The sequence below is a fragment of the Vibrio sp. Vb2880 genome, assembly GCF_033337975.1.
GTDB classification, from domain to species: Bacteria; Pseudomonadota; Gammaproteobacteria; order Enterobacterales; family Vibrionaceae; genus Vibrio; species Vibrio alginolyticus.
On record NZ_JAWORT010000011.1, the window covers coordinates 86,426 to 111,190 of the forward strand.

A 24,765-nucleotide genomic window follows, 5' to 3' on the forward strand; every position below is an offset into this window, starting at 1 on the left:
CAAAAAGGCCTGCATTTTAGCAGGCCTTTGTATTTGTGCTTTTCACTAACGTCTTAGCTGGTTAAATCATCAAAGAACTTTTTCACACCGTTGAAAAAGCCTTCTGATTTAGGCTTGTGCTTTGTCGCCGCTTCACCACCACAAGACTCTTCAAACTCTTTGAGCAGTTCTTTTTGGCGTGAGCTTAGGTTTACTGGTGTTTCAACAACCAACTTAACAATAAGATCACCAACACCGCCACCGCGAACGCCTTTCACACCTTTACCACGCATACGGAACATACGACCTGTTTGCGTTTCTGAAGGCACTTTTAGGCTTACGCGACCATCTAGGGTTGGTACTTCAACTTCACCACCTAGAGCTGCCATCGCAAAGCTTACTGGCACTTCACAGTATAGGTTGTTGCCATCACGCTCGAAGATATGGTGCTCTTTCACGTGCACTTGTACATACAAGTCACCCGCTGGTGCTCCCATTTCTCCCGCTTCACCTTCGCCAGATAGACGAATACGGTCGCCAGTATCAACACCTGCTGGGATCTTAACGTTAAGTGTTTTTGTTTTCTGCTTACGACCTTGACCATGACACTCATTACAAGGGTCTTTAATGATTTTACCTTTGCCGTGACAGGTAGGGCAGGTTTGTTGCACTGCGAAGAAGCCCTGGCGCATCTGTACTTGACCATGACCATGACAGGTACCACATGTTTCAGCAGATGAACCTTTCTTCGCGCCACTACCATCACAGGTATCACAGTGTACTAGTGTCGGTACTTCGATCTCTTTCGTTACACCACGAACCGCTTCTTCTAGCGTCAATTCCATGTTGTAACGTAGGTCAGCACCTCGCTGGGCACGGTGGCCACCACCGCCACGACGACCACCACCAAAGATGTCACCGAATACATCGCCAAAGATGTCGCCGAAATCAGCACCGCCGCCGCCAAAGCCGCCGCCACCGAAACCACCGCCGCCTTGTTCAAAAGCTGCATGACCGTATTGGTCGTACGCCGCTTTCTTTTGAGGGTCGGTCAGAACTTCGTACGCTTCTTTTACTTCTTTAAACTTGTCCGCCGCAGAATCATCACCCTGGTTTCGGTCTGGGTGGAATTTCATCGCTAGACGCTTATACGCCTTTTTGATATCGCGCTCTGAGGCATCACGGCTTACGCCTAATACTTCGTAAAAATCACGTTTTGACATGTTCTTCGTCACCAGTTAATTACTACAAACGGCATCGATTCACCGCTTGGTGTTTGTATCGTTCTAGGTAAGTGCACTTGTCTGCAACATACTTAACTAGAAAGACAGCGTTTACAAACAGACGGGCGTAAGAGTTGCCCCAAACGCCCGCACACGAAGTCTTATCGACCCCAGATGGCTATGCAGCCATCTGGTTAAGAAATATTATTTCTTGTCGTCTTTAACTTCTTCGAACTCAGCATCTACAACGTCGTCTTCTTTAGACTGTGCACCTGCGTCAGCACCTTGTGCTTGCTGCGCTTGAGCTTGTTGTTGAGCGATTTCCATCAGCTTTTGAGAAGCAGTCATTAGTGCTTGAACTTTAGCATCGATAGCTTCTTTGTCTTCGCCTTTACGTGCTGTTTCTAGCTCAGAAATTGCTGCTTCAATCTTCTCTTTCTCTTCTGCAGGTAGCGCTTCACCAGCTTCTTCCACTTGCTTACGAGTACCGTGAATCATTTGGTCAGCTTGGTTACGTGCAGTCGCTAGCTCTTCGAACTTCTTGTCCGCTTCTTTGTTAGCTTCTGCTTCTTGAACCATTTTCTCGATGTCTTCATCGCTTAGACCGCCAGAAGCTTGAATAGTGATCTTCTGCTCTTTACCAGTCTGCTTGTCTTTCGCAGACACGTGTAGGATACCATCCGCATCAAGGTCAAACGTAACCTCGATTTGTGGCATACCACGTGGTGCAGGCTGGATGCCTTCTAGGTTAAATTGGCCTAGAGACTTGTTGTACATCGCTTGCTTACGCTCACCTTGTAGAACGTGGATAGTTACCGCGCTCTGGTTGTCTTCCGCTGTAGAGAAAACTTGGTTCGCTTTAGTTGGGATAGTTGTGTTCTTCTCAACTAACTTAGTCATCACGCCACCCATTGTCTCGATACCTAGAGACAGTGGAGTTACGTCTAGTAGTAGTACGTCTTTAACGTCACCAGCAAGTACACCACCTTGAACTGCAGCACCCATTGCTACTGCTTCGTCAGGGTTTACGTCACGGCGCGCTTCTTTACCAAAGAACTCAGCAACTTTCGCTTGAACCATTGGCATACGAGTCTGACCACCAACTAGGATTACGTCAGTGATGTCGTTTACTGATAGGTCAGCGTCAGCTAGAGCTACTTTTAATGGCTCAAGAGAGCGTTGTACTAGGTCTTCAACTAGAGATTCTAGTTTTGCACGAGTCACTTTAATGTTCATGTGCTTAGGACCAGTTGCATCTGCAGTAACGTAAGGTAGGTTTACGTCTGTTTGAGAAGTAGAAGAAAGCTCGATTTTCGCTTTCTCTGCTGCTTCTTTAACACGCTGCATTGCTAGTGGGTCGTTCTTAAGGTTGATGCCTTGCTCTTTGTTGAACTCATCAACCAAGTAGTTGATTAGACGGTTATCAAAGTCTTCACCACCTAGGTGAGTATCACCGTTAGTTGCTAGAACTTCGAATGTTTTCTCGCCTTCAACTTCATCAATTTCGATGATTGAAATATCGAATGTACCACCACCAAGGTCGTATACCGCGATAGTGCGATCGCCGCCCTTCTTATCAAGACCGTAAGCTAGCGCAGCTGCTGTTGGTTCGTTGATGATACGTTTAACTTCTAGACCTGCGATACGGCCAGCATCTTTTGTCGCTTGACGCTGAGCATCGTTAAAGTAAGCAGGTACTGTGATAACTGCGCCAGTTACTTCCTCACCAAGGAAGTCTTCAGCAGTTTTCTTCATTTTCTTAAGAACTTCAGCAGAAACCTGAGGAGCTGCCATTTTTTGGCCTTTCGCTTCTACCCAAGCATCACCGTTGTCAGCCTTAACGATTTTGTAAGGCATGATTTCGATGTCACGCTGAACTTCTTCGTCTTCAAAACGACGACCGATTAGACGCTTAATTGCAAATAGCGTGTTTTCTGGGTTAGTTACTGCTTGACGTTTCGCTGGTTGACCTACTAGCGTCTCACCGTCAGTGTAAGCAATAACCGATGCAGTAGTACGTTCGCCCTCTGCGTTTTCAATTACACGTGGTTTGTCGCCGTCTAATACAGCAACACATGAGTTAGTAGTACCTAAGTCAATACCAATGATTTTACCCATCTGGCTATCTCCGAATAAATTCTATTTTCGTTTGGTTATAACCCCAATGTGGGGGGAGGAGAATCGGGTTTCAACCCTTGCTCACAAACAAAAATAATCAATGTTTGCTTCTCTATGCCACATAGATAAGGGCGGCAAAATGCTTTTCAAGGGCAGAATTAAAAAAAAAGCGTCTTTTTTCGAAATTTATGTGTTTCTTTCTGATTAGTTGGGAACTCGTCACACTGCTGTAGCGCAACAAAACGTCATTTCCCAGATAAATTTATTTATGTCCGACTCTTCCTAAATAAAAAACGAACTCATAAGAGCTCGCTTCAATATTAGGGTTAAAATAAATGATTCAAGGTATTAGGCGTTCGCTTGAGCAGGCTCAGCATCAACACCTTCTTCTTTACCTATCTCACCTTCTGTTTTTGCAACAATGGTGTTCACTGCCGTGTCGCCGACAACGTTAGATGATGTACAGAACATATCATTAATACGGTCGACCGCTGCAATGATTGCTAAACCTTCAGGTGGTAAACCTAGTTGGTGAAGCAAAACGCCTACCATTACCACGCCGCCCCCAGGAACGCCGCCAGCACCAATAGATAACAGAAGAATAGTTAAGCCAAGTGTGAAGATGTCTGCGGTGTTAATTGGCTGGCCAAAAGCGTTCGCAACAAACATCGTTGCTAGAGCAATATAGATAGACACACCAGACATATTCATCGTTGCGCCCAGTGGTACACCGAAGCCAGCAACCGATTTAGAGACCTGAAGCTTTTCTGTCAGTGTGCGCATCGTTACCGGGATAGTCGCGTTTGAGCTCGCGGTAGATAGAGAGAAAAGAATCTGCTCACGAGTTGCACGTAGGAAAGTCTTTGGAGAAGTTCCTGTCGCAATACTCACTGCCATTGGGTAGAAGAAGAAGATCCAAAACACCAACATCGCAACCACCAAAGCCACGTAACCAGCAACGGACATTAATGTATTGGCGTTTAGCGTTGCACCTAGTTGAATCATTAGTGCGAACACACCATATGGTGCAAGACTCATCACTAATCCAACCAATTTCATCATGATTTCATTTGCCATTTTGAATGTGCGAATAGCTGGGCCACCACGAGAATCCAAAGCTTGAATTGCAAGCCCCGTCAAAATTGCCATAAAGATGATTTGCAGCATGTCGCCGCTAGCAAACGCTTGTACAGGATTGCTAGGAACAATGTTAACAACTAAAGAGAAAATGTCCGGCGTCTCTGTCGTTGTCAGCTGTACAGCCTCAGATACCGTTCCTGCTAGATTAGCGCCCGCTCCTGGCTGGAAGATCAAGCCGACAGTCAAAGCCGCCGTAATCGCAATGATGGTGTTAAGAATGTAAAGGGTAAAAGTTTTTCCACCAAGACGACCAAATGCACTGATGTCTTTCAAGTCAACAATGCCGCATACGATTGAAACGTAAACTAAAGGAACAACAAGCAATTTGATCAGTGAGACGAACATGCCGCCAACACCTTCTGCTGCTCCAAGTAGGTATGTATCAAAAATCGCAATACCGCTAAATAAGTACTGAATTGCTGTCCCCAGCACAAGGCCGGCAAACAAGCCTATAAAAATCTTACTAGAAAGCGATTTATCCATTATAAATCTCCGATATGTTGTGTTTACTATTTACATTTTTGTAGTTATATATGCTTACTTTTAAAGCATTAGTCGCAAATCATACACACCGAAGTTACAAAATAAAGTGATAATTTACATTTTTGTTAACGAAATTGTTTTGGAAAAAATGACTATATTTACATTCCTATGCAGAACAAACATTCACACAGCGAATGATTACAACCACTTATAGCCCTTTCCGTTAATAAACACGCAGCGAGATGAGAGAAAATCTCCTATAGGAAAATAATTAACCAATAGGAAAAAATATGAAGGGGATCAAATTTTCATTTATCGATATACAACGAAGTTCGATGCAGTCATTTATGTTTAAAACAAAAAAGCGCCCATCAAAAATGATGGGCGCTTTTATATTTAAAAAACAGGTAGTTAAGGTTACTTAGCAACCATTACCATTGCCGGACGAATCACACGGCCGTTTAGTTCGTAACCTTTTTGCATAACAAACATAACAGTGTTTGATTCATGATCAGGGCTCTCCTGAATCGACATCGCTTGATGGAACTCTGGATTGAATGCTTCACCTTCAGGGTTGATTGCTTTCAAGCCAAATTTCGCGACAACGTCTACAAACGTTTTATGTGTTAGTTCAACGCCTTCTAGGAACGGCTTCACAGTTTCATTCTCTGTATCTGCCGCTTGAATTGCACGCTCTAGGTTATCAATAACAGGAAGCAGCTCTTCTGCAAACTTGTTCAACGCAAACTTACGTGCTTTATCGATCTCTTGCTCAGTGCGACGACGCATGTTTTCTACTTCAGCTTTAGAACGCAACACCGCATCTTGTTGCTCTTTTACTTTTGCCTCGCTAGACAATAGTGCCGCTTCTAGTTGAGCAATCTTAGCGTCTGTCTCATCACCAAGCTCTTCAAGCTCAGCTTCAACTTCTTGTGCTTCAGCTTCTACTTTTTCAGCCTCTTCGATGATTTGATCAAGCTCTTCTTCTGTAACTTTGTTTTCTTCGTTGCTCATGATATCTCCAGAATTCAACATAATGCCCTTAAAGCCATGCGCGTTTTTGCGGGCTTTAACCACATAAAAATTCGCATATTTAGGTGACTTGCCATTATTATGGGGATGAAGATTCCTGATTCAAGCCTCTTTAATGCGGAAATGCTATGAAAAATCCATGTAACGTGATCGCGATTATCGGAAAACCAAGAGATCAACAAGCAATTCAAACTCATAAAGAGTTGTACCAATGGTTGACCTCTGAGGGCTATAAAGTATTCATTGACGATCGCCTTGCCGCAATACTGGATGATATCCCACAGAGTCAGTTTGCTAGCTTAGTTGAACTAGGAAAAAATGCCGATCTAGCCATTGTGGTTGGTGGCGATGGCAACATGCTAGGTGCAGCAAGAATTTTATCCCGATTTGATGTACCAGTTATAGGCGTGAACCGCGGAAATTTGGGCTTCTTAACTGACTTGAACCCAGACGACTTCCAAGCGTCTCTGCAAGCGGTACTCGACGGTGAGTACATTGAAGAGGAGCGTTTTCTTTTAGAGGCGGAAGTACACCGCCACGGACAAATAAAGAGCCATAACGCTGCGCTAAACGAAGCCGTACTTCACCCAGGGCAAATTGCTCATATGATTGAATTTGAAGTGTATATTGATGAAAGCTTCGCCTTCTCTTTACGGGCCGACGGTTTGATTGTCTCCACTCCGACTGGCTCGACGGCATATTCACTTTCTGGCGGCGGCCCAATTCTTTCTCCTAGCTTGAATGCCATTTCACTCGTGCCAATGTTCCCTCATACATTGTCGAGTCGACCTTTGGTGGTTGATGGAAAACGTCGAATTAAATTGGTGGTATCACCAGAAAACCGTGGAACACAAGAAGTTAGCTGTGATGGACAAGTCTCACTTCCAGTTACCCCTGGCGACGAAATTCACATCTATCAAAGTCCAAATGTACTAAAGCTCATCCATCCAAAAGACTACAGCTACTATCACGTCTTACGGAATAAGCTTGGCTGGTCTAGTAAATTGTTCTAACACTTGTTACTCAGGGTAATAACTTCAATAAAAAAGCCAGCAGCTCAATTGCTACTGGCTTTTGGCTTTCTTAGACAAGAAATAGACACAAAGTAGTGAGGCGACACGATATTTGTCATCATTAAAGAGAAGCTTATAAATTTTGATCCTGTGGGCAAACTTTACACAAAAGATAGAAAAGCAAATTCAATGATCTATGTCCGGTGATATTCTCACCATGAATAGAGTATTAACTCTATTTCATACAATCAATAAAGGACATATTATGAAGAAAACCATCATTCTGTCTGTTCTCAGTACATTAGCACTTATTGGCTGCCAATCAGAGGAAACGCAAGTCAACAGTGTATCCAACGCAAAAGCGGAAGATATCACTAAGACGAAGCGTGCCCTAGCTCAACAATTGAGTGAGAACTATGCTGCCATTGAACCCATGTTGAGAAGAGATATTACTCCGCAACAGACTAACGTGTCTGTATCAGCATTTGTTAAGCAAAACCCTAACTCAGAGTTCAGCCGCCAGCTTGTACAAGCTGACACTCAAATTCGTAGCTGGAAAGGTATTTCTGAATACTCAGATCAGTTGTTAGAAGTTCGCTTGGCAAATGAAGCCATGATAACAGCATGGCAAAGTGGCGAGGTCGAGCCATTATTTGCGTTTGAACCAAGTGGTGATGATGAGAATTGGCAATACATCGAAGCATTTGATGTTTATGGCAACATCCATCAACTCGATGTTTACCAGCTCCCTGAGGTACCTGTACTTGTCGTTGATAACAATAGCTCTGCAGAGCTAAAAGCAGGCTTGCAAGCTATGCAAGCTGAGATGAAAAAACTCGGTCAACCAGCTTTAGTTCAACCATATATTGCTGATGAACAACGCCAAAATACACCGTTATTGTCAAGTAGCGCAGTGGGCGAAGCGGCTCCAATTCAAACCACGCAGTTGAAAAAGATCCGTCTAGCCGATGACAAAGAACCTTGGATCTCTGGCAAGGCAGAAATCTACGCTATCGTAACGGGCGTCAATCCAAGTCGTGATGAACCTACTCTCGATTTGGTGGAGCTTCCATACTTAGACTACGATAACCAAGATTACTATCCAAATCAGATCATTATTCACTGGTCTCGTTACCGCTGGGGTGCGGCAGACATTGTGCTCATGGAGCAAGATGACGGCACAGACTATAAACAATTGGCAAAACTCCTTGTTCAAGTTGCCGAAGAAGTATTGAAAGCGATTCCAGATCCAGAAGTTCAGGCTTACGCGATTATTCCGCAAATCACGAACAAGATCATCGACACTATCCCCGATGGTGTACTCACGAATGATGATGACTTCGTCGACGTATACTACACTCTAATGCAAGACACTTCATACGTGGATCACCCAGGTGCGGGTGTGAATGCAGTCGTCACGCTAGAACCACTAACGATTAACCCAACTCGTCCGTAACCTGTTCAATTTTAATGAGTCGTTGTAATCACATCGGCTCATTTTTCCCACTTCATCACAAAAAACAGCCTACAAAGAAAATTTTCCTCACCTGACTTTACTGTATAAAGAAACAGTATATACTGTTCTCTTATACAGTATTGTTCAGTTATACAGGTAAATAAAATGCTGGCTCATCTAAGTGTTAATAATTTTGCGATTGTTAAGTCTTTACAACTCGAGCTTTCTAAGGGCATGACCACCATTACAGGTGAAACAGGCGCGGGTAAATCCATTGCTATCGATGCTTTAGGGCTCTGCTTAGGCGGACGAGCCGATGCCGGCATGGTGCGACAAGGTGAAGAGAAAACCGAAGTTAGCGCCGCTTTTTTATTGGACAACAACTTACATGCAACACGTTGGTTAGAAGATAACGATCTGCTAGATGGCAGTGAGTGTATTTTGCGTCGTATTATCACAAAAGAAGGCCGCTCAAGAGCCTTCATTAATGGCAGCCCTGTTCCACTATCACAACTCAAATCTCTAGGGCAGCTACTTATCAATATCCATGGGCAGCACGCTCATCATCAATTGATGAAAAGTGAGCACCAAATGGCCATGCTCGACCAATATGCTGGGCATTTAAACCTACTAAAAAGCACACGAAGTGCTTACCAGCATTGGCGTCAGGCAGACAATAACCTCAAGCAACTAAAAGAAAATAGCCAGCAAAACCAGGCGCAAAAACAATTGCTTGAATACCAAATCAAAGAACTAAATGAGTTATCGCTAGGTGAAGAAGAATTTGCAGAGCTCGAGCAAGAGCACAAACGACTATCCAACAGTGGTGAACTCGCCACTACCTGTCAGCAAGCCATCGAACTTATTTACGAAGGTGAAGAAGTCAATGCGCTTGGTATTTTGCAATCGGCCAATCACTCCCTAATTCAATTAGCCGAATTAGATGAAAAGCTATCTGAGCTACCTAACATGCTGTCAGAAGCAATGATTCAACTTGAAGAAACGAAGAATGAATTACGCAGCTACTTAGATGGCATCGATGTTGATCCAGCTCGTATGGCTTATGTAGAAGAACGTTTTTCTAAAGTGATGTCTGTAGCTCGTAAACACCACGTAATGCCAGAAGAACTCTACCAGCATCATCAAGATCTTCTGGCCCAAGTAGAAGCGTTAGATTGCTCCGATGAACGTTTAGATGAACTTGCTCAAGAAGTAGAACACAAGTACCAAAGCTTTCTAACACAAGCAGAAAAACTGCACAAATCACGCAGCCGTTACGCAAAAGAACTGAACAAACTGATCACACAAAGCATGCACGAATTGAGCATGGAGAAAGCAGTATTCAGTATCGAAGTTAGCAATGACAACACACACCCATCGCCGCTTGGCATGGACAGCGTGTGCTTCTTAGTATCGACCAACCCGGGACAACCATTACAACCTATAGCAAAAGTTGCGTCAGGCGGTGAGCTATCACGCATCTCTCTAGCGATCCAAGTGATCACCGCTCAGAAAGTAGATACACCAAGTTTAATCTTCGATGAAGTGGACGTAGGTATTAGTGGCCCAACAGCTGCCGTAGTGGGCAAAATGCTACGCAAGCTTGGCGAATCTACTCAGGTATTGTGTGTCACTCACCTCCCTCAAGTTGCCGGATGCGGCCATCAACAAATGTTTGTAGCTAAGCAAACCAAAGCAGGCCAAACCGAAACCCAAATGCACGCATTAGATGAACAACAACGTGTGGCAGAATTAGCTCGCTTACTTGGGGGTAGTCAAATAACCGACTCAACGTTGGCAAACGCAAAAGAACTGCTTATCGCCGCTTAATAAATCGACAAGGGATGAGAAATGGATATCAGAGCAATACACAAAACCAACTGCTTAGATCTCATCCCTATTTTTATTGAGTTAGAACATTACTACTTCAAAGAAAAAGCTTCATCAAAACACGATCTGGTCCATTATCTAAAGAACCAAGTTTTCTCTGAACATTCTGGCGTTCATATCATTGCGGTTTACGATAATGATGACGTCGTAGGCTTTGTATCTTATACCGTCATGTTCCCTGCCCCAAAGCTCTCAGGGCAGATGTACTTAAAAGATCTGTTCGTATCTTCGAAGGTTCGAGGAAAAGGGGTTGGTCTCAAGTTAATGAAGTATCTGGCATCTTTGGCGATCAAGTGTGGATGCCAAAGGTTGGACTGGACAGCTGAAAGTAGTAACCCTACCGCAGGTCAGTTTTACCGCTCAATTGGTGCAACACTAATTCATGAAAAAGAGTATTATCGTTTTTCAGGTGATGCATTACGCGAATTCGCCAAAACCGACTAACGAGTCACTAGGCTTGGCTCACCGCTGAAAGCGTCCATCACCCTACTTCCGATTGAAATTTGCTCTTCGTCACCTAACTAATACGTCATGTGGTGACATTTACCGTCTAATATCGGTGAATAAATGCAACTCAACTCAAAATTCGTTGTCAGATTGTCTACCATACGACGCATAGCTTTTTACATCTGCGTCGAGCTTGTTTATTATCAGCGCAGTATTTTAAAGGTTACTAAGAAATTATTATGCAATTAAAGAAGTGGTTAGTTGCCGTACCATTAGCAATGACATTGCTGACAGGATGTTCGGTATTGGAAAGACTGGTTTATCGTATTGATATCAACCAAGGCAACTATGTAGAACAAAGTGCGGTTGATAAATTAAAGTTTGGGATGACTAAAGCACAGGTTCGCTTCGTATTAGGGTCGCCAATGCTTATTGAAAACGGCTATCCAAACACTTGGTATTACATCTATCATCATACTCCTGGCCATGGCGAACCAGTACAGAAAGATCTGATTGTAAACTTTAATGACCAAGGCACGCTCGCAGACATCAGTGGTGACTTTCCAAAAAGTGACGCATTTTACGAGCAAATTCAGTAAACTGACTTTTGCAAAAAAACCTCCCGTTTGGGAGGTTTTTTATTATATAGAAATCATGTTAGTCAAACTTTGAGTAACTCACATGAGCTATTGGGTTAATATTAATCCTGCTTATTTTTACGTACAGAACTAGGCTTGCCACCGGTGACTGGGTCTGCACTCCCCTCGGTTTTAGCCTGCTCCGCCCGCTTACGGCGAATCTCTTTCGGATCGGCAAGTAACGGACGATAAATCTCTATTCGATCTCGATCTCGAACGGTCGCATCCAACTTCACGTTACGACTAAACACACCCACTTTGTTCTTGGACAAATCAATTTCAGGGTACAACTCCAATACACCGGATTGTCGAATGATCTCTTCTACCGTTGCGTGATTATTTACCACTAAGTTAAATACACGCTGTTCATGAGGAAGAGCATAGACAACCTCAACGTGAATCATATCTGACTCAATACTCATAACACTCGTAGACCTGTTTTGCGCGTTTAGTAAATGCATTTACCATATTACTAGTAAGCTCGTTAAAAATCTTACCGAAGGCCATCTCAATCATTTTACTTGAGAATTCAAACTCAAGCTTTAGTTCAACCTTGCAAGCTTGTTCATCTAGCGCGGTAAAAATCCAACCACCACGCAACGTCTTAAACGGGCCATCCACCAAGTTCATCATAATTGCCTGACCGGGGATCAACTCATTTGAAGTCGTAAACGTTTTGCTGATTCCAGCCTTCGCCACATCGACAGAAGCCACCATACCATTCCCCGAAGACTCAATGATTCTAGAGCCCGAGCAACCAGGCAGAAATTCAGGGTATTTAGCAACATCATTAACCAGATTGAACATCTGTTCGGCGCTAAAAGACACAAGCGCAGAACGGCTGACTTGCTTCATACATACTCCTATCGATACATGTACAGATTTAAAGCTACTCGCCAATTTTACTTTTATTCCACGATTGCGCAAATAAAAGGATTTCCTATCCGATATCCAACCCGTATAATGACGCTATTATGGCAAAGAAAAAAACGAAACAAAAAGCGGGTAGCAATACTATCGCGCTGAATAAAAAAGCTCGCCACGAGTATTTCATCGATGATGAAATCGAAGCTGGCTTGGAGCTCCAAGGTTGGGAAGTGAAAGCCCTTCGCCAAGGTAAAGCCAATATTTCTGAAAGTTACGTATTTATGCGTGACGGTGAAGCCTTTGTGAGTGGCATGACAATCACTCCTTTAAATCAGGCATCGACACACGTTGTGGCGAACCCTACACGTGTGCGTAAACTACTAATGAGTCGTCGTGAGCTGGATAACCTATTCGGACGTGTAAACCGTGAAGGTATGACATTAACGGCCCTCTCACTGTACTGGTCTCGCTCTTGGGTGAAACTAAAAATTGGCGTAGCAAAAGGTAAAAAGCTGCACGATAAACGTACGGATCTAAAAGAAAAAGACTGGGCAAGAGAAAAAGCACGCGTAATGAAGAGCGCGCTGCGTTAATCTTGACCACTTAAACGCATAGTACTGGACAGCCAATGCTTTTCTGTTACTATGCGAATATTACCTGGGGCTGATTTAGGATTCGACGGGAATTCAGAAGTCTGAGGTGCATGCCGAGGTGCGGTAGGCCTCGTTAACAAACCGCAAAAAAATAGTCGCAAACGACGAAAACTACGCACTAGCAGCTTAATAACCTGCTAAGAGCTCTCTCGCCCTAGCTTCCGCACGTAAGACGGGGATCAACGAGGGATCAAACCCAAACGCGCTAGCCCGGATTCTCCCGCCTGAGAGATGAACGGCGAATTTTAATTCAGGCTAGTCATTCATTAGCGTGTCGGTTCGCAGGTGGGTGGCGAAATTAAAGATCGACTAAGCATGTAGTACCAATGATGAACGGTTTTCGGACGCGGGTTCAACTCCCGCCAGCTCCACCAAACATCATGTAAGCCTCTGATTTTTCAGGGGCTTTCTTTTTATATATGCCTATGAAAAGAGAAATTGAGGTACATCCTGTTCTACATATGGACGGAGATGACACTTTGCACATGACACAACGGGCAAACGGTAACTGGTACTATCAACGCCGTATCCCAACCCACTCTCAGCCATTCTTTGGCAACAAAAAGTCCATCAAAATCTCACTGCGCACCAAGTCTGTCGCAGAGGCTCGTGTTAGAGCGCGTCAGCTATCTGTAGAGCATGACGTCCTATTTGCGCAGCATGAGACTCTCGCAACAACGACAAGCAAACCTAAAGGCTACGCAAGTAACCCACTTGAGGTGCTCGTTGACGTCAAAGCTAGCCAAGCTCAACACAAAGAAATCACTCAAGCGACGTCTGGCAACCTAGTAGGAACTCAGAGCTTACTACACGCCCAAGTCTTTACTGCGCCACTAAAGGAGCGTGAGAGCGTCTTTACGGGTATTGAGGCAATGAGAGATGATTTATGCGAACTCATGTGCGACCTTGCCGAAAATAGATTGAGTGAGTATGACGCCAAGCTTTCGCGCTCGTGGCGTATCATTGAGGGTGCGATGGAATCAGAGCACTACGAGTACTTTGTAGAGCAACCATTTGAAAATCAAAGACAACTTGTCATCGAGAGCTGTAGAAAGTCGATACAAGGACTATCCTCATTAACTACTCAGCTCACGGATGTGATGGCAGAGCGTCTTGAGTTACCTAATGCGTCTGATACCTACCTTCATGAGCTAAGGGGAACGCAAGCTCCGACGGAGAGCGAACATCAAAGCTTGCTGTTATCTGAATGCGTAGAGCTTTACCTCAAGGATAGAGAAAAAGACAACATGCAACCCAAGACCTTTGAAAGCTACAAGGCTCGTATACGACTCATGCTATACATCTTGGGCGACCGTCCTATTGACTCTCTCAAGCGTGCTGATGCTTTGATGTTCAAGGATAAACTCTTGCAGTTACCAGCGAACCTCAACAAAGTGTCGAGCTTTAAGGGCTTACCTGTTGATGATGTCATTGCTCTCAAACCGACACCGATGGCAGTAAGCACAGCAAATGACACAATGACTGGTGTTAGCTCATTCTTCGACTGGTGCGTGTTGAATGAGTACGCGTCCAAGAATGCCTTTAAAGGACTCAAAGTAAAGACCAAGAAAAAGGCATCTGATGAGCGTAGCGCGTTCACTGAGTCTGACTTAAAGACCCTATTTCAGCATCCATACTTCCAAGGAGGTAAGAGTAAACACCCACACTATTACTGGCTACCTGTACTAGGGCTTTATACAGGTGCTCGTCTCAACGAGTTGTGTCAGTTGCATGTATGTGACGTTCGTAGAGATGACGAGAGCGGACTTTGGACTATGACCATCACCAATACTCAAGAAGACCAGAAAACCAAGAATATGAGTTCAATTCGCACTATTCCACTGCACCCTAAATTAATTGAACTAGGGTTCGTTGACTACGTACAGAACCTCACTCATGAGCGCGTCTTTCCTGAGCTTAAGAGAGGAAGAGATGGGTATGGACAAGCACCATCCAAATGGTTTGCTCGCTTCCGCGACAAAGTGCTGCCTAACGCCAAGAACGAACATAAGGCTTACCATTCTTTCAGGCACACTTTCATCAACGCCCTGAAGCAATCAGGCGTATCCCGCAGTCATGCAGCAGCCTATGTGGGTCATGGGGACGGAAGTGAAACGTTTGGACGGTATGGTAAAGCTTATGTCGCATCAGCATTAGCTCCTATATTGGACAACATTACGTTCGACTTCGACATAAAGCCCTGTGTACTATCTAACTAGTACAAATTAAAAGATAACACCTGACGTCTACCCAAGTGTTACCTTTCATTTTACATTTTACCTTCGGCTGCTTGTCTCGCTAAGCAGTCTGAATGCTCATTACCTTTGACGCCAGAGTGACCAGCTACGTGCTCAACGCTAACACGTGGACGAATAGCTTTAAGCTCATCTATCAACATCCATAAGTCCTGATTAGCGACAGGCTTCTTGCTTGAGTTGCGCCAAGCGTTACGCTTCCAGCTATCAAGCCATTCATTGAAGCCCCGCACACAGTACTTACTGTCACTAAAGACATTGTCCCCCTCACCAGCTACAAGTAAGGCAATGATGAGAGCCAGAAGCTCAGCCCTTTGACTGGTGACACCACCAGCCCTGCGAACGGAGGATGAGTACTCCTGAATGCAATGTCCAAGAGCGTCGTAAACAGCGACACCAACACCCCCTTGAAGACACCCGTGCTGATTGTCTGGTGCTGAACCATCGCAATAGATACTTAGTGGGTGCTGAGCGTTGTGTAATAGATGTGTCGTTTGAAGCTGTGTATTCATATTGAGTCCTTAATCGTAAAGCCACACCGAAAGCCCCACATAGCCAACTACACCAACGAAAGACTCGTAGTGACTAGCTGACAGCATGGCTTTGCGGTTAAGCGTTGGGTTTGAAGTGAAGTAGACCTTGTGGTGGCCTATTGTGGGTTGTGGAGATCTGAGGGTTAATCAGGCTGCTTGGAGTGATAGCGCTGATGTGGCATGTATCGAGCGTTTAAAGGTAATGCTGTAGTTCGCACCTTCATCACCACCTAAACACACGATATAGCCGTGGTGGTCAAGCCGCTTTAGCGACTCTCGAATAGTACGAGGCTTGAGCCTTAGAGCTTCTTCAAGCGTCGACATCGACACGATAAGATACTTTGCCCCTTTCGGTAGCATTCGTTCAGCAACAGTAAAGACTCGCTTGTCGCTAACACTGAGCCAGTACTGAGACTCACTTTCAGGGATTGTTGTCTCATGACGAGGTATCCCATACATTTGTGCTAACTGAGACGCTACCTTACGGCAAACAGATAAGTACAACGCAATGGTGCGCTTTGAATACGACTCGCGGCTTAGTACTTTGAGACTGACATTAAGACGCCTTTCAAGACTGTCATAGGTAAGTGTATCGAGCGTCTGAAGCAATCGAAAGATTCGGCTTCTAGACAGCCCTCGACCTACCCCAGACAAACGACAGGCGTTATCAAAGACGGCCATCTGGCGACGACTAAGGTCTGAGTACTCAAGTGCACAAACAAGCTTAGCTTTCAGCTTTGAGTTGTTTACATACGTCATATCAAGTCCTTTAAAAACAATAAATTACAGAACAATCCTGCAAGACTGCAACATATATAAGAAAGGCATTGAGTAGTTACTTAGGGTTGGGTAGAAAGGACGATGATTGATAGGAAGGCGCAGAGCTTAAAGTCTCTCTAAGAACTACTTTAAGTTAAGCTCTAAGTAAGTGATTGTTATTGTTAATAACTACAATCACATCTTAAAGACAGACTTTAAGTATCCACGCCCTACACCAGCACGTCTTACAAGCCTAAAGCTTCCCTTAAAGATAAAGAGAACTCTTAAGCTTTGCGTCTGGTGCATGTATTGCTCTTTGTCTCTCTGCTTGCCCAAGGCATTAAGACTCACTCTCTATGAAGCCGAGAGGTAACGAGGTGATGGCCTTGAAGCCCACTCAGTGCGTGACTCTGATGTGTGACTTCTTGCTGTGGTTTGGCGGCTACAGTCCGCATTGGGTTTGTTCTTATAGGCAGTCGTAAATACAAGCCATTAACACAAAAAAGGGAAAATAAATTAATTTCAGCCACTTAGCGTCTTTACATCTAAATAACACTTACATCCCTTTTAGTGTGACATTCCCTAGTTAAACCAGCTTACAACCTCACCGTATCGGGCTGCGCCCTATAGGCAGTCGTAATTCGATTGGCATTGCGTTGAGACTCAAAGAGAGCGTAAAGGCAGGGAATGAGAGCGTTGATACCTCGATGGTTTGACCTAACTAAAACAGACAAGGGCAGGCGTTGCACCCGCCCAAGTGACCTAGATAAGCTCGGCGTTAACCTCCGCCATGTAAGGCGCTAAGACATTCTCAATGCCATTTGTAGCGTCCTCAAAGACACCAAGCTCTACTAACGCTTTAACATGCCCCCACACCTCTTGGTGAAGCTGCGAGTCTTGCGTTGTAAGCAGCGTTTGAGTATCAAGATGATTAGAGGCTTTAATAGTTAAGACGTCGTTCATATCAATGCTCCTTTGTGCTTAAGGTGAGCTAAAGATACCGAAACTCAACTTGGTTGTGTTATGTGTAGTCACTAGTGAGTGCAATAACTTGAATATGGTCACGCAAGAGCTTGCTAAGTGAGCACTTATTGTTCAATCAGCCGACACTTAGAACACGGTGCCAGCTTCAACCGCCTTCTTCTTCACTCTCTGTACGGTACTTGCATTACAGCCAAGCTCCTGAGCGACACCACGGATAGACTTTCCCTCAAGTAACAACTCAATGATACGCTGATGCTGCTTGGTATTAGCTTTGCGTCCTTGGAACTTCTCAGCCCACTTCGCAGGGTTAGCTTTAAGCGCTTGTCTTCCAGCCTCAGCCGACGCTAAGCGATTCTTACGCTCTGCCGCAGCCATAGCCGTGAGCATGGTAATCTGGATGTCAGTGACCATGTTCTGCATGTCATCATCTTTGTTTGAGTATGAGAACGTCAGACCTTGGTTGATAGTCTTAATGCACACGCCTCTGTTGAGAAGCTCACGTATAGTCGATTCAGCGTCTCGATAGTCACGCCCTAAACGGTCAACCCACCATACGACTAGAGTATCTCCTTTACGTAGCTTACCAAGAAGAACCGATAGCCCTGCCCTCTCTTTAGCTGGAACAGTACTCGACACTTTCTCTGTCGTAATCTCCGCATCAGGGTAGAGCTTTGAGATGTCACTCAATTGGCTATCCACGTTCTGCTCCTTAGTCGACACACGGACATAAGCAAAGACCATTGAGTTGCTGTCATTGGATTGAGTTGTCATTGTCATACCTCGAACGAGTGCTTTAGGTTGCTGTGTGCTTAACTTATTGTATGCATATCGACAAGTCGACACCTAAAGCACACAAAAAATAACACCCTTAGAGTGTATGCATTTGGGCATAACCTAAAGAAAACACTGAAAATATATTTTTATCGTTAGAGGGTTATATCTCAAAGTAAAAATCCATCGGTATCCTTCCTGGGGGGGATGGGGGAAAATAGGCAACCACAATTATACTTACATGCCCAGACAAAATTGCTAACAAAATTCAGGTCGAGCTTTAGCTCCGCTAATCCGTCCAGCAATAAGAGCTTCTTGAGGAAAATACATGATTACTTCATCTGAGATGGAAACTTTAACCTCTCTAATGCAACTCGGACTATCTTCACATCCCTTGCTTGCAGTCGTACTTATCCTATTCGGCTTAGTGTTAGGCTATTGTATTTCTTACATAAAAAGTCACGCAAAAGAAAACGCCAAGGTCATCGGAAAATTAGATGCCATCGAGTCTCAATTACAACGCCACTTAAAGGTTTTGCGTGAAGAAACCCTACAAACTGAATCCGCAAAAATCGACGCTCTATCAGAAAAACTAGCACAAGTGATAACCCAACAAGTCGAGCTAACCAGAGCAACAGAACAAGTGAGTCAAGACTTAGCGCACCAAGTCTGGAACAAACAAGAGTTAACCCAACTAAAACGAATAAAATATGAACAGTATTACACTTGCGTTGATGGTCTTCCGAGTTATTTCGGAGAAAAATTCAAATATCACGCAGGTTTAGAAAAAAACGAACCGAAGGACCTCATTTGTGAGGCTGACCTTCTTGTAGATCTTTATCTTCCTGAACTAAAAGAAGCTCACAAAAAGTTGATACCAATAGTTTTCGACTTCAGAGCCCTAATAGAAGAAACCGCAAAACTTAGCTTTAAAAATGGAGGCAATCTCCTAAATATAGAGACAATTGAAGCCCTAATAAAGAGGCTAGGAAAAATTCGTGATGCTTTACTGCCCATACAGAGAGAATTAAAAGATAGCGTTTCAACAAATGCCATTCAACTACTAGGTAAGATAAACGATGATGCTAAACCCTAGTAACACACCCAACAGTTCAGCTCCCAAAGTCGGAACTGAACCGAACTAGCAGTGTTCTACAAGGTGTGCTACATTTCGAGTAAACCACTGATGTACCTTCCTTGTATATCAGAGACTTACATAGGAAAAGGCGACGAACTCTCGAATCCCGCCAGCTCCACCAAACGTTTGGAAAAGGCCACCTTCGGGTGGCCTTTTTTGTATCAACTAAAATAGTCTCTTTTTTCAAACATTCATGCTTTCTGAAATCTTACTACATGGATTACCGCATACCTTTGGCCCATGTAGGTTTACAAACTCGTTGAGTATTAATCAGTAAACAAGAAGTTCATAAGTACTAATCAAAAAGGCAGAGAGCATGGTACTAAAAGCCCTGTAACTTAAAAGTCTTCTGCTTACCTATCCTTTCTAAGAGATAACTAGATCTAAGTCTAAAGTCTATACTCATCTCCCTCGATGAATTGATTGATGTATTCATTGTTAGTCCCTACTCGCTTGTTTCATTACAACTCTATAGATGTAATGACTACAAACAGTAGTTACAAAAAATAATGTAACTCTAATCACAAAGTAACCTTAGATATTGAACAGAAACACAACATATATAGATTTTTAAATTTCAAAATGAAAATATTGTTGTGAAAAATTAAGTTGCTGGAATTATTACAGTCATATTAGTGAGCATTGTAATGAATTTTGAAGAAAGTAAATTGAATGACGAACACGTTAATCAATACACACCGCAAATCAATGGTGTGTTAACAAAGAAAGGAAAACCCCTTAGTAGCCTGAAGGTTAGCCTTAGTATTGGTTTAAGCACGTCAGGGAAATCAATAGACTTATCAACATTCACAGACAGTACTGGTCGTTTTGAGTTTTCTCCAGTCTATGAAAATAAAAACATCATAAGCACTCCTCTTATTGAACACTATGTAACTATTGTTTTAGTCGCAGAACTCAGCAATGATGAAAGTACTATTATTTGGGAAGGAAGCTTTGATGGTTATAAAATAGAGGATTACGTAAAAAATAACATGGCTAACCTTGCTTGTGACACTGAGAACCCTCTTAAGTACTTTGCTTTTTCAATTGATGATGAAGAAAACGATGACTACTACGTAAACAGCCAATGTAATTTATTTGGTTATATAGACTCTGACTTGTATGGAAATTAAACAATGCACTCATGATACAACTCCAGTTCCTATGTCTCCTCTTTGGCCATTTATTTACGGAGGATATTGAGTATCGGTTAGAAAGAGGTTCTGGTATCGACTTCCACGCTCATGGACTAGGAAAAAATCTATTCCGGGTTATGTCAATACCGCTACAAGTAATGAGTGATCGGCACTACAATCTAAGCCTTAAACTTACCTAGAACGTAACATATTTCTTGACTTCAACAATAGATATAACGCTCGGATGACTGATGATCTGGTAATTAAAATAGCTCTTCAACTTTGAATTTACTAAGAATTTCAGGTTTGGGTCATATAATACAACAGATGCGACTGCAGGCCTTACTACTTGGGTTCAATTAGCTAATTTCAGATCTAAAAATAAATGTAAAGAACACGTTCTCGGTATTATAGGCCACATAAATGTAATGTCAGGCAATGCGGAAATTAACCTATCTAATATTACTTGTAGAGCAATAAAGCTTTGTTTTTCAAGGTTAGTAAAAAGGCTAGACAGTCATGCTAGTAACGTATTAAATACCCTGGAGTAACAATAAAATAAATTAGCCATCGTTTTATATATACGCTTCATCGGTCTTAAATTATTTGAATGATAAATAATAAAAGTGCGAAGCTATTTTGCTTCGCACTTTTATTGAGTCCAGCACGGCTAACTATATTAGAAGCGATACTCTACACCTAGTGATGCTTGGTTAAAGTCTGTTTCCGTGTTTGCACCGTTCGCGACATTCTCCGCATTGAGTTCTACGTCGTACCACATATATTCTGCGTTAACTAAGAAGTTATCAGTAACTTTAAAACCCACACCGGCACCAGCGAATACACCTTCATCATCTTTGTTGCCTTGGAAGCCCGCAACGTTGTAATCCGTCGAGTACCACATTTGACCGCCTTTTGCGTAAAGGTCGACACGATCAGCAATGGGAGCGGTAACTTTTAGAGCCGCTGTATAGCCGTCCGTTTCGGCATTTGCTAGGTTATTACCATAGCTACCGAAATCAATGTAACCACCTTCCAACGCTAAGTAAGGATTAAAACGGTAACCAACTAAACCTTGAATAACATCGCTGTCATCATCAAAGTCATCTTGTCCATCAACTTTTAAGTAACCGTAGTTGGCGCCAACATATACACCATGATCGTTGGAGTCCGCAGCATGTGATAAAGTACTAAACGTTGCTAAAGAAAAAAGGCTAATCAAAGTAACAACATTGCTTTTCATTTCATTCTCCTAATATAAGTTCCATTGAAGGTTCGAATAGTAAAGAGCAAATGCAATGCCAACTTTAAATTAATGAAAAATATATTTAATTTTATAGAACACTGACAATCCTCTAAAGAACGCCGAACAAAAACAGAAAAAAAGATCTGTCTGTTTACTTTATATAAACAATACTAAATTGAGGTTAATCGATGATGTGAAAAAGATTCTTGTTAATTTGTAGATTTTTCAAAGAAATTAAATAAACATCTAAAATACTCTTGTAGATTAATCAGTCAAAAAACGCTTAGCTAGTTTTTATAAGAAAGGAAGCTAATCACACATACGTTGCATCTTACTTTGCTTCAAGCCGTGAATACTCTACTCTTTGCCTAAGCAGAGTTTAATGGAACTGAAGTATGTTAAAAGGCAGTGAATACCCTTCTATTCGAGCATTAAGGACGTTTGTCGCGGTCTCTAATTACCTCAGTTTCTCTAAAGCAGCGGATGCACTATGTATTACGCAAAGCGCAGTAAGCAAACAAATCGCATCGCTGGAGCAATTGGTGGGTTTACCTTTAATACAAAGAGGGGCGAGTGGTATTGAGTTAACCGAAGAAGGCAAGCGTTATCTGCCGCAAGTCACAGAAGCTTTGGAGCTTATTCAGCATGCAACTGCCAACTTAATCCAGTCAGATTCAAAGCAAGAATTACTCACCGTGGACGTAACCCCTTCTTTTGCCAGTCTTTGGTTGATACCTAATATTGATGACTTCCACCAGCAACATCCTAACATCCGAGTAAGAGTCTGTACCGGGGATGGGAACGTCAAAGATTCGAGCAACGAAAGTGACTTACATATTCGCTGCCTTCCATTATCCACACATTATGAATACAGCCACTTACTGTGCGAAGAAACATTGTTATTAGTCGGTTGCACAAATGCTCCTGCAATTGAGAGTGTGCACGCTGTTAGTAATTATCCGTTTATACCTCAAATCACTCGCCCTCAGCTATGGGAGCAATTTAAAGCTGTCTACACTGTAGAATCTCCCGTTACCTATCAACCTGTAGGCGTCGAACATTTTTACCTAGCTTGCGAAGCTGTCAGAATGGGAAAAGGGCTCGCCTTGCTTCCCGATTTTATGGCGCAGTATTCGATTTTAAGAGGGGACATTCAGCATGTTCTCAACCTTTCTTTACAGAGCGGTTATGGTTATTACGTGATGATCCCAAATTATCGCCTTTCGGCTAAAAAAGTAGCGGTGTTTCACGAATGGCTGAAGAGCAAGCTAAGTTAATGTTGTTTCTTTAAGCTCGTTTAGGTAAACCAAAACAACTCAAAGACTTCGGTATCTGTCTGCTCAAATTTATGGCATTCTCATCCATACTATTTAAAAAGGATAAATGGATAGTAGGATATGGACAGCAACACGCCAAGACTCTCTTTACGCACCATTGAGCCGACCGATTACCCAGAGCTCGCGGAATTAATGGACCTTGTTTTTCCTGATGTTGGTGGCTCATGGCCACGCCTGACCATCATGGATCTCATTCATCAGTTTCCTGATGGACAAATCTGTATTGAGGATAACGGAAAAATTGTCGGCGCAGCGCTAACAATCAAAGTGGACTACAACCGATTTTCACTTCCTCACCTATACACCGACATCATCACCGAGAACAACGTCATCCAAAACCAAGTGACCGGTGACGCCATGTATGGTCTCGATGTATTTGTTCACCCGGACTACCGTGGACTGCGTTTAGGTCGCCGTCTGTATGATGCGCGTAAAGAACTTTGCCGGAGTAAGAACTTCAAAGCAATTTTAGCCGGTGGCCGCATCCCGAATTACCACAAATATGCTGACGAATTGAGCGTGGCTGAATACATCGACAAGATAAAACGCCGTGAGCTTCACGATCCTATTTTGTCTTTTCAGCTTGCAAATGACTTCGATGTAAAGCGTATTATGCGTGGTTACTTGCCAGAGGATAGTGCTTCTAAAGGCTACGCAACTCTACTGGAGTGGGATAACTTCTTCTACGAAGAGGATATTCAATCCGTACACGATGTAGAAAAAACGCTGATTCGGATTGGTGTTGTGCAATGGCAAATGCGTGCTATGAATGACTTAGAGGACTTGCTCGATCAGGCTGAGTTCTTCATCTCTTCTCTTGCGAACTACAAAGCCGATTTCGCCCTATTCCCTGAATTCTTTAACGCGCCGCTGATGGGATTGCAAAACGACCAAAATTCCGTCGAAGCAATTCGCTTTTTGGCTAGCTTTACAGAAGAGATCAAAAACCGCTTCTCACAGATGGCCGTCACCTACAACATCAACATTATTGCAGGCAGTATGCCCGTCATCGAGGATGGCAAGTTGTATAATGTGGCCTACTTGCTGCAACGAGATGGTGAAATAAACGCTCAATATAAAATCCACATCACGCCTCATGAACAAAGAGACTGGGTGATCGACGGTGGTGACAATGTTCAAGTGTTCGAAACCGATGCAGGCAAAGTCGGCATACTGATTTGTTATGACAGCGAGTTCCCAGAGTTGGGAAGAATGCTCGCCGAGCAAGGCGCACAAATTGTGTTCGTTCCTTTCTGGACAGACACAAAAAATGGCTACCAACGAGTACGAATCTGTTCCCAATCACGAGCCATCGAAAACGAATGCTACGTTGCAATTGGGGGCAGTGTCGGCAACTTACCTCGTGTTGATAATGTCGATATCCAGTACGCACAATCTGCCGTATTTTCACCGTCGGATATCTATTTTCCACACGATGCGACCTTAACAGAAGCAAGCGCCAACACCGAAATGATAATCTTCGCTGATGTTGATTTGACTAAGTTGAAACAGCTTAATACCGAAGGCTCTGTCACCAACTTACGTCATCGCCGCCTTGATTTGTATGGCGCATTCACCAAAGCCAAAGAGTCATAAGGATCTCCCTAGTTCGCCGCTACCAAAGAGCGTGGCGGCGAGTAAAGCCAGCTGCAGGTTGATTCTGCGCA

General features: G+C 43.3%; 22 protein-coding genes and 1 other RNA gene. 12 read left to right on the forward strand and 11 right to left on the reverse strand.

Annotation, left to right across the window (positions count from 1 at the left end):
- Nucleotides 1–53: 53 nt before the first annotated feature.
- The 4 genes from dnaJ to grpE form a co-directional block, all read right to left on the reverse strand.
- Nucleotides 54–1,202, reverse strand: a complete 1,149-nt coding sequence (gene dnaJ, locus R7M92_RS13720; RefSeq protein ID WP_005381620.1) for a molecular chaperone DnaJ — start codon at nucleotides 1,200–1,202, stop codon at nucleotides 54–56.
- Nucleotides 1,203–1,406: 204 nt separating this feature from the next.
- A complete protein-coding gene (gene dnaK, locus R7M92_RS13725; RefSeq protein WP_005381623.1) occupies nucleotides 1,407–3,320 on the reverse strand; it encodes a molecular chaperone DnaK in 1,914 nt (637 codons plus the stop codon).
- A 348-nt stretch (nucleotides 3,321–3,668) separates the two neighbouring features.
- On the reverse strand, nucleotides 3,669–4,943 hold the full coding sequence (locus R7M92_RS13730) for a dicarboxylate/amino acid:cation symporter (RefSeq protein ID WP_005381625.1): 1,275 nt from the start codon (nucleotides 4,941–4,943) through the stop codon (nucleotides 3,669–3,671).
- Between the two features lie 417 nt (nucleotides 4,944–5,360).
- On the reverse strand, nucleotides 5,361–5,957 hold the full coding sequence (gene grpE / locus R7M92_RS13735; RefSeq protein WP_021034134.1) for a nucleotide exchange factor GrpE: 597 nt from the start codon (nucleotides 5,955–5,957) through the stop codon (nucleotides 5,361–5,363).
- A gap of 146 nt (nucleotides 5,958–6,103) precedes the next feature.
- Between grpE and nadK the strand changes: the two genes are divergently transcribed.
- From nadK to bamE, 5 genes are all read left to right on the forward strand, one after another.
- Nucleotides 6,104–6,988: an NAD(+) kinase gene (gene nadK, locus R7M92_RS13740; RefSeq protein ID WP_005381631.1), complete on the forward strand. Its 885-nt coding sequence runs from the start codon at nucleotides 6,104–6,106 to the stop codon at nucleotides 6,986–6,988.
- A 265-nt stretch (nucleotides 6,989–7,253) separates the two neighbouring features.
- Nucleotides 7,254–8,444, forward strand: a complete 1,191-nt coding sequence (locus tag R7M92_RS13745; RefSeq protein WP_005383752.1) for a DUF3103 domain-containing protein — start codon at nucleotides 7,254–7,256, stop codon at nucleotides 8,442–8,444.
- Nucleotides 8,445–8,609: 165 nt separating this feature from the next.
- Entirely contained in the window at nucleotides 8,610–10,274 is a 1,665-nt protein-coding gene (recN, locus tag R7M92_RS13750) for a DNA repair protein RecN (protein WP_005383750.1), read from the forward strand.
- Nucleotides 10,275–10,295: 21 nt separating this feature from the next.
- Nucleotides 10,296–10,778 (forward strand): GNAT family N-acetyltransferase, encoded by a 483-nt coding sequence (locus R7M92_RS13755; RefSeq protein ID WP_318133640.1) that lies wholly within the window; start codon nucleotides 10,296–10,298, stop codon nucleotides 10,776–10,778.
- Between the two features lie 242 nt (nucleotides 10,779–11,020).
- Complete coding sequence (bamE, locus tag R7M92_RS13760) at nucleotides 11,021–11,380, forward strand: outer membrane protein assembly factor BamE (protein ID WP_017820585.1); 360 nt, start codon at nucleotides 11,021–11,023, stop codon at nucleotides 11,378–11,380.
- Nucleotides 11,381–11,481: 101 nt separating this feature from the next.
- Here bamE and R7M92_RS13765 read toward each other — a convergent pair whose 3' ends face one another.
- Nucleotides 11,482–11,841, reverse strand: a complete 360-nt coding sequence (locus R7M92_RS13765) for an RnfH family protein (RefSeq protein WP_025768875.1) — start codon at nucleotides 11,839–11,841, stop codon at nucleotides 11,482–11,484.
- The gene (locus R7M92_RS13770; protein WP_005381641.1) at nucleotides 11,831–12,274 is read right to left on the reverse strand and encodes an SRPBCC family protein; all 444 of its coding nucleotides are present in this window, start codon (nucleotides 12,272–12,274) and stop codon (nucleotides 11,831–11,833) included. The genes R7M92_RS13765 and R7M92_RS13770 overlap by 11 nt, the downstream gene beginning before the upstream one ends.
- A gap of 119 nt (nucleotides 12,275–12,393) precedes the next feature.
- Between R7M92_RS13770 and smpB the strand changes: the two genes are divergently transcribed.
- The 3 genes from smpB to R7M92_RS13785 all read left to right on the forward strand — a co-directional run bounded on the left by smpB (nucleotide 12,394) and on the right by R7M92_RS13785 (nucleotide 15,158).
- Nucleotides 12,394–12,879 (forward strand): SsrA-binding protein SmpB, encoded by a 486-nt coding sequence (smpB, locus tag R7M92_RS13775; RefSeq protein WP_005381642.1) that lies wholly within the window; start codon nucleotides 12,394–12,396, stop codon nucleotides 12,877–12,879.
- Nucleotides 12,880–12,945: 66 nt separating this feature from the next.
- Nucleotides 12,946–13,313, forward strand: a transfer-messenger RNA (tmRNA) gene (gene ssrA / locus R7M92_RS13780).
- Nucleotides 13,314–13,424: 111 nt separating this feature from the next.
- Nucleotides 13,425–15,158, forward strand: coding sequence for a site-specific integrase (locus tag R7M92_RS13785; RefSeq protein ID WP_318133642.1), 1,734 nt, complete (start codon nucleotides 13,425–13,427; stop codon nucleotides 15,156–15,158).
- 50 nt (nucleotides 15,159–15,208) lie between these two features.
- On the opposite strand, the gene R7M92_RS13790 is transcribed toward R7M92_RS13785, so the two are convergent.
- From R7M92_RS13790 to R7M92_RS13805, 4 genes are all read right to left on the reverse strand, one after another.
- On the reverse strand, nucleotides 15,209–15,706 hold the full coding sequence (locus tag R7M92_RS13790) for an RNase H family protein (RefSeq protein ID WP_045586951.1): 498 nt from the start codon (nucleotides 15,704–15,706) through the stop codon (nucleotides 15,209–15,211).
- 168 nt (nucleotides 15,707–15,874) lie between these two features.
- The gene (locus R7M92_RS13795) at nucleotides 15,875–16,486 is read right to left on the reverse strand and encodes a hypothetical protein (protein ID WP_318133647.1); all 612 of its coding nucleotides are present in this window, start codon (nucleotides 16,484–16,486) and stop codon (nucleotides 15,875–15,877) included.
- A 762-nt stretch (nucleotides 16,487–17,248) separates the two neighbouring features.
- On the reverse strand, nucleotides 17,249–17,449 hold the full coding sequence (locus tag R7M92_RS13800; protein ID WP_005479249.1) for a hypothetical protein: 201 nt from the start codon (nucleotides 17,447–17,449) through the stop codon (nucleotides 17,249–17,251).
- Between the two features lie 147 nt (nucleotides 17,450–17,596).
- Nucleotides 17,597–18,241: a recombinase family protein gene (locus R7M92_RS13805; protein WP_318133649.1), complete on the reverse strand. Its 645-nt coding sequence runs from the start codon at nucleotides 18,239–18,241 to the stop codon at nucleotides 17,597–17,599.
- 328 nt (nucleotides 18,242–18,569) lie between these two features.
- Here R7M92_RS13805 and R7M92_RS13810 point away from each other — a divergent pair, with 328 nt between their 5' ends.
- Nucleotides 18,570–19,337, forward strand: a complete 768-nt coding sequence (locus tag R7M92_RS13810; protein ID WP_017820579.1) for a hypothetical protein — start codon at nucleotides 18,570–18,572, stop codon at nucleotides 19,335–19,337.
- Nucleotides 19,338–20,026: 689 nt separating this feature from the next.
- Nucleotides 20,027–20,512 carry a DUF6795 domain-containing protein gene (locus R7M92_RS13815; protein WP_064377308.1) on the forward strand — a complete coding sequence of 162 codons (486 nt, stop codon included), beginning with the start codon at nucleotides 20,027–20,029 and terminating at the stop codon, nucleotides 20,510–20,512.
- 682 nt (nucleotides 20,513–21,194) lie between these two features.
- On the opposite strand, the gene R7M92_RS13820 is transcribed toward R7M92_RS13815, so the two are convergent.
- A complete protein-coding gene (locus R7M92_RS13820) occupies nucleotides 21,195–21,758 on the reverse strand; it encodes a porin family protein (RefSeq protein WP_005381668.1) in 564 nt (187 codons plus the stop codon).
- Between the two features lie 398 nt (nucleotides 21,759–22,156).
- On the opposite strand from R7M92_RS13820, the gene R7M92_RS13825 reads away from it, so the two are divergent.
- On the forward strand, nucleotides 22,157–23,038 hold the full coding sequence (locus R7M92_RS13825; RefSeq protein WP_085569924.1) for a LysR family transcriptional regulator: 882 nt from the start codon (nucleotides 22,157–22,159) through the stop codon (nucleotides 23,036–23,038).
- Nucleotides 23,039–23,158: 120 nt separating this feature from the next.
- On the forward strand, nucleotides 23,159–24,694 hold the full coding sequence (locus tag R7M92_RS13830) for a bifunctional GNAT family N-acetyltransferase/carbon-nitrogen hydrolase family protein (protein ID WP_161440932.1): 1,536 nt from the start codon (nucleotides 23,159–23,161) through the stop codon (nucleotides 24,692–24,694).
- Nucleotides 24,695–24,765: the final 71 nt, after the last annotated feature.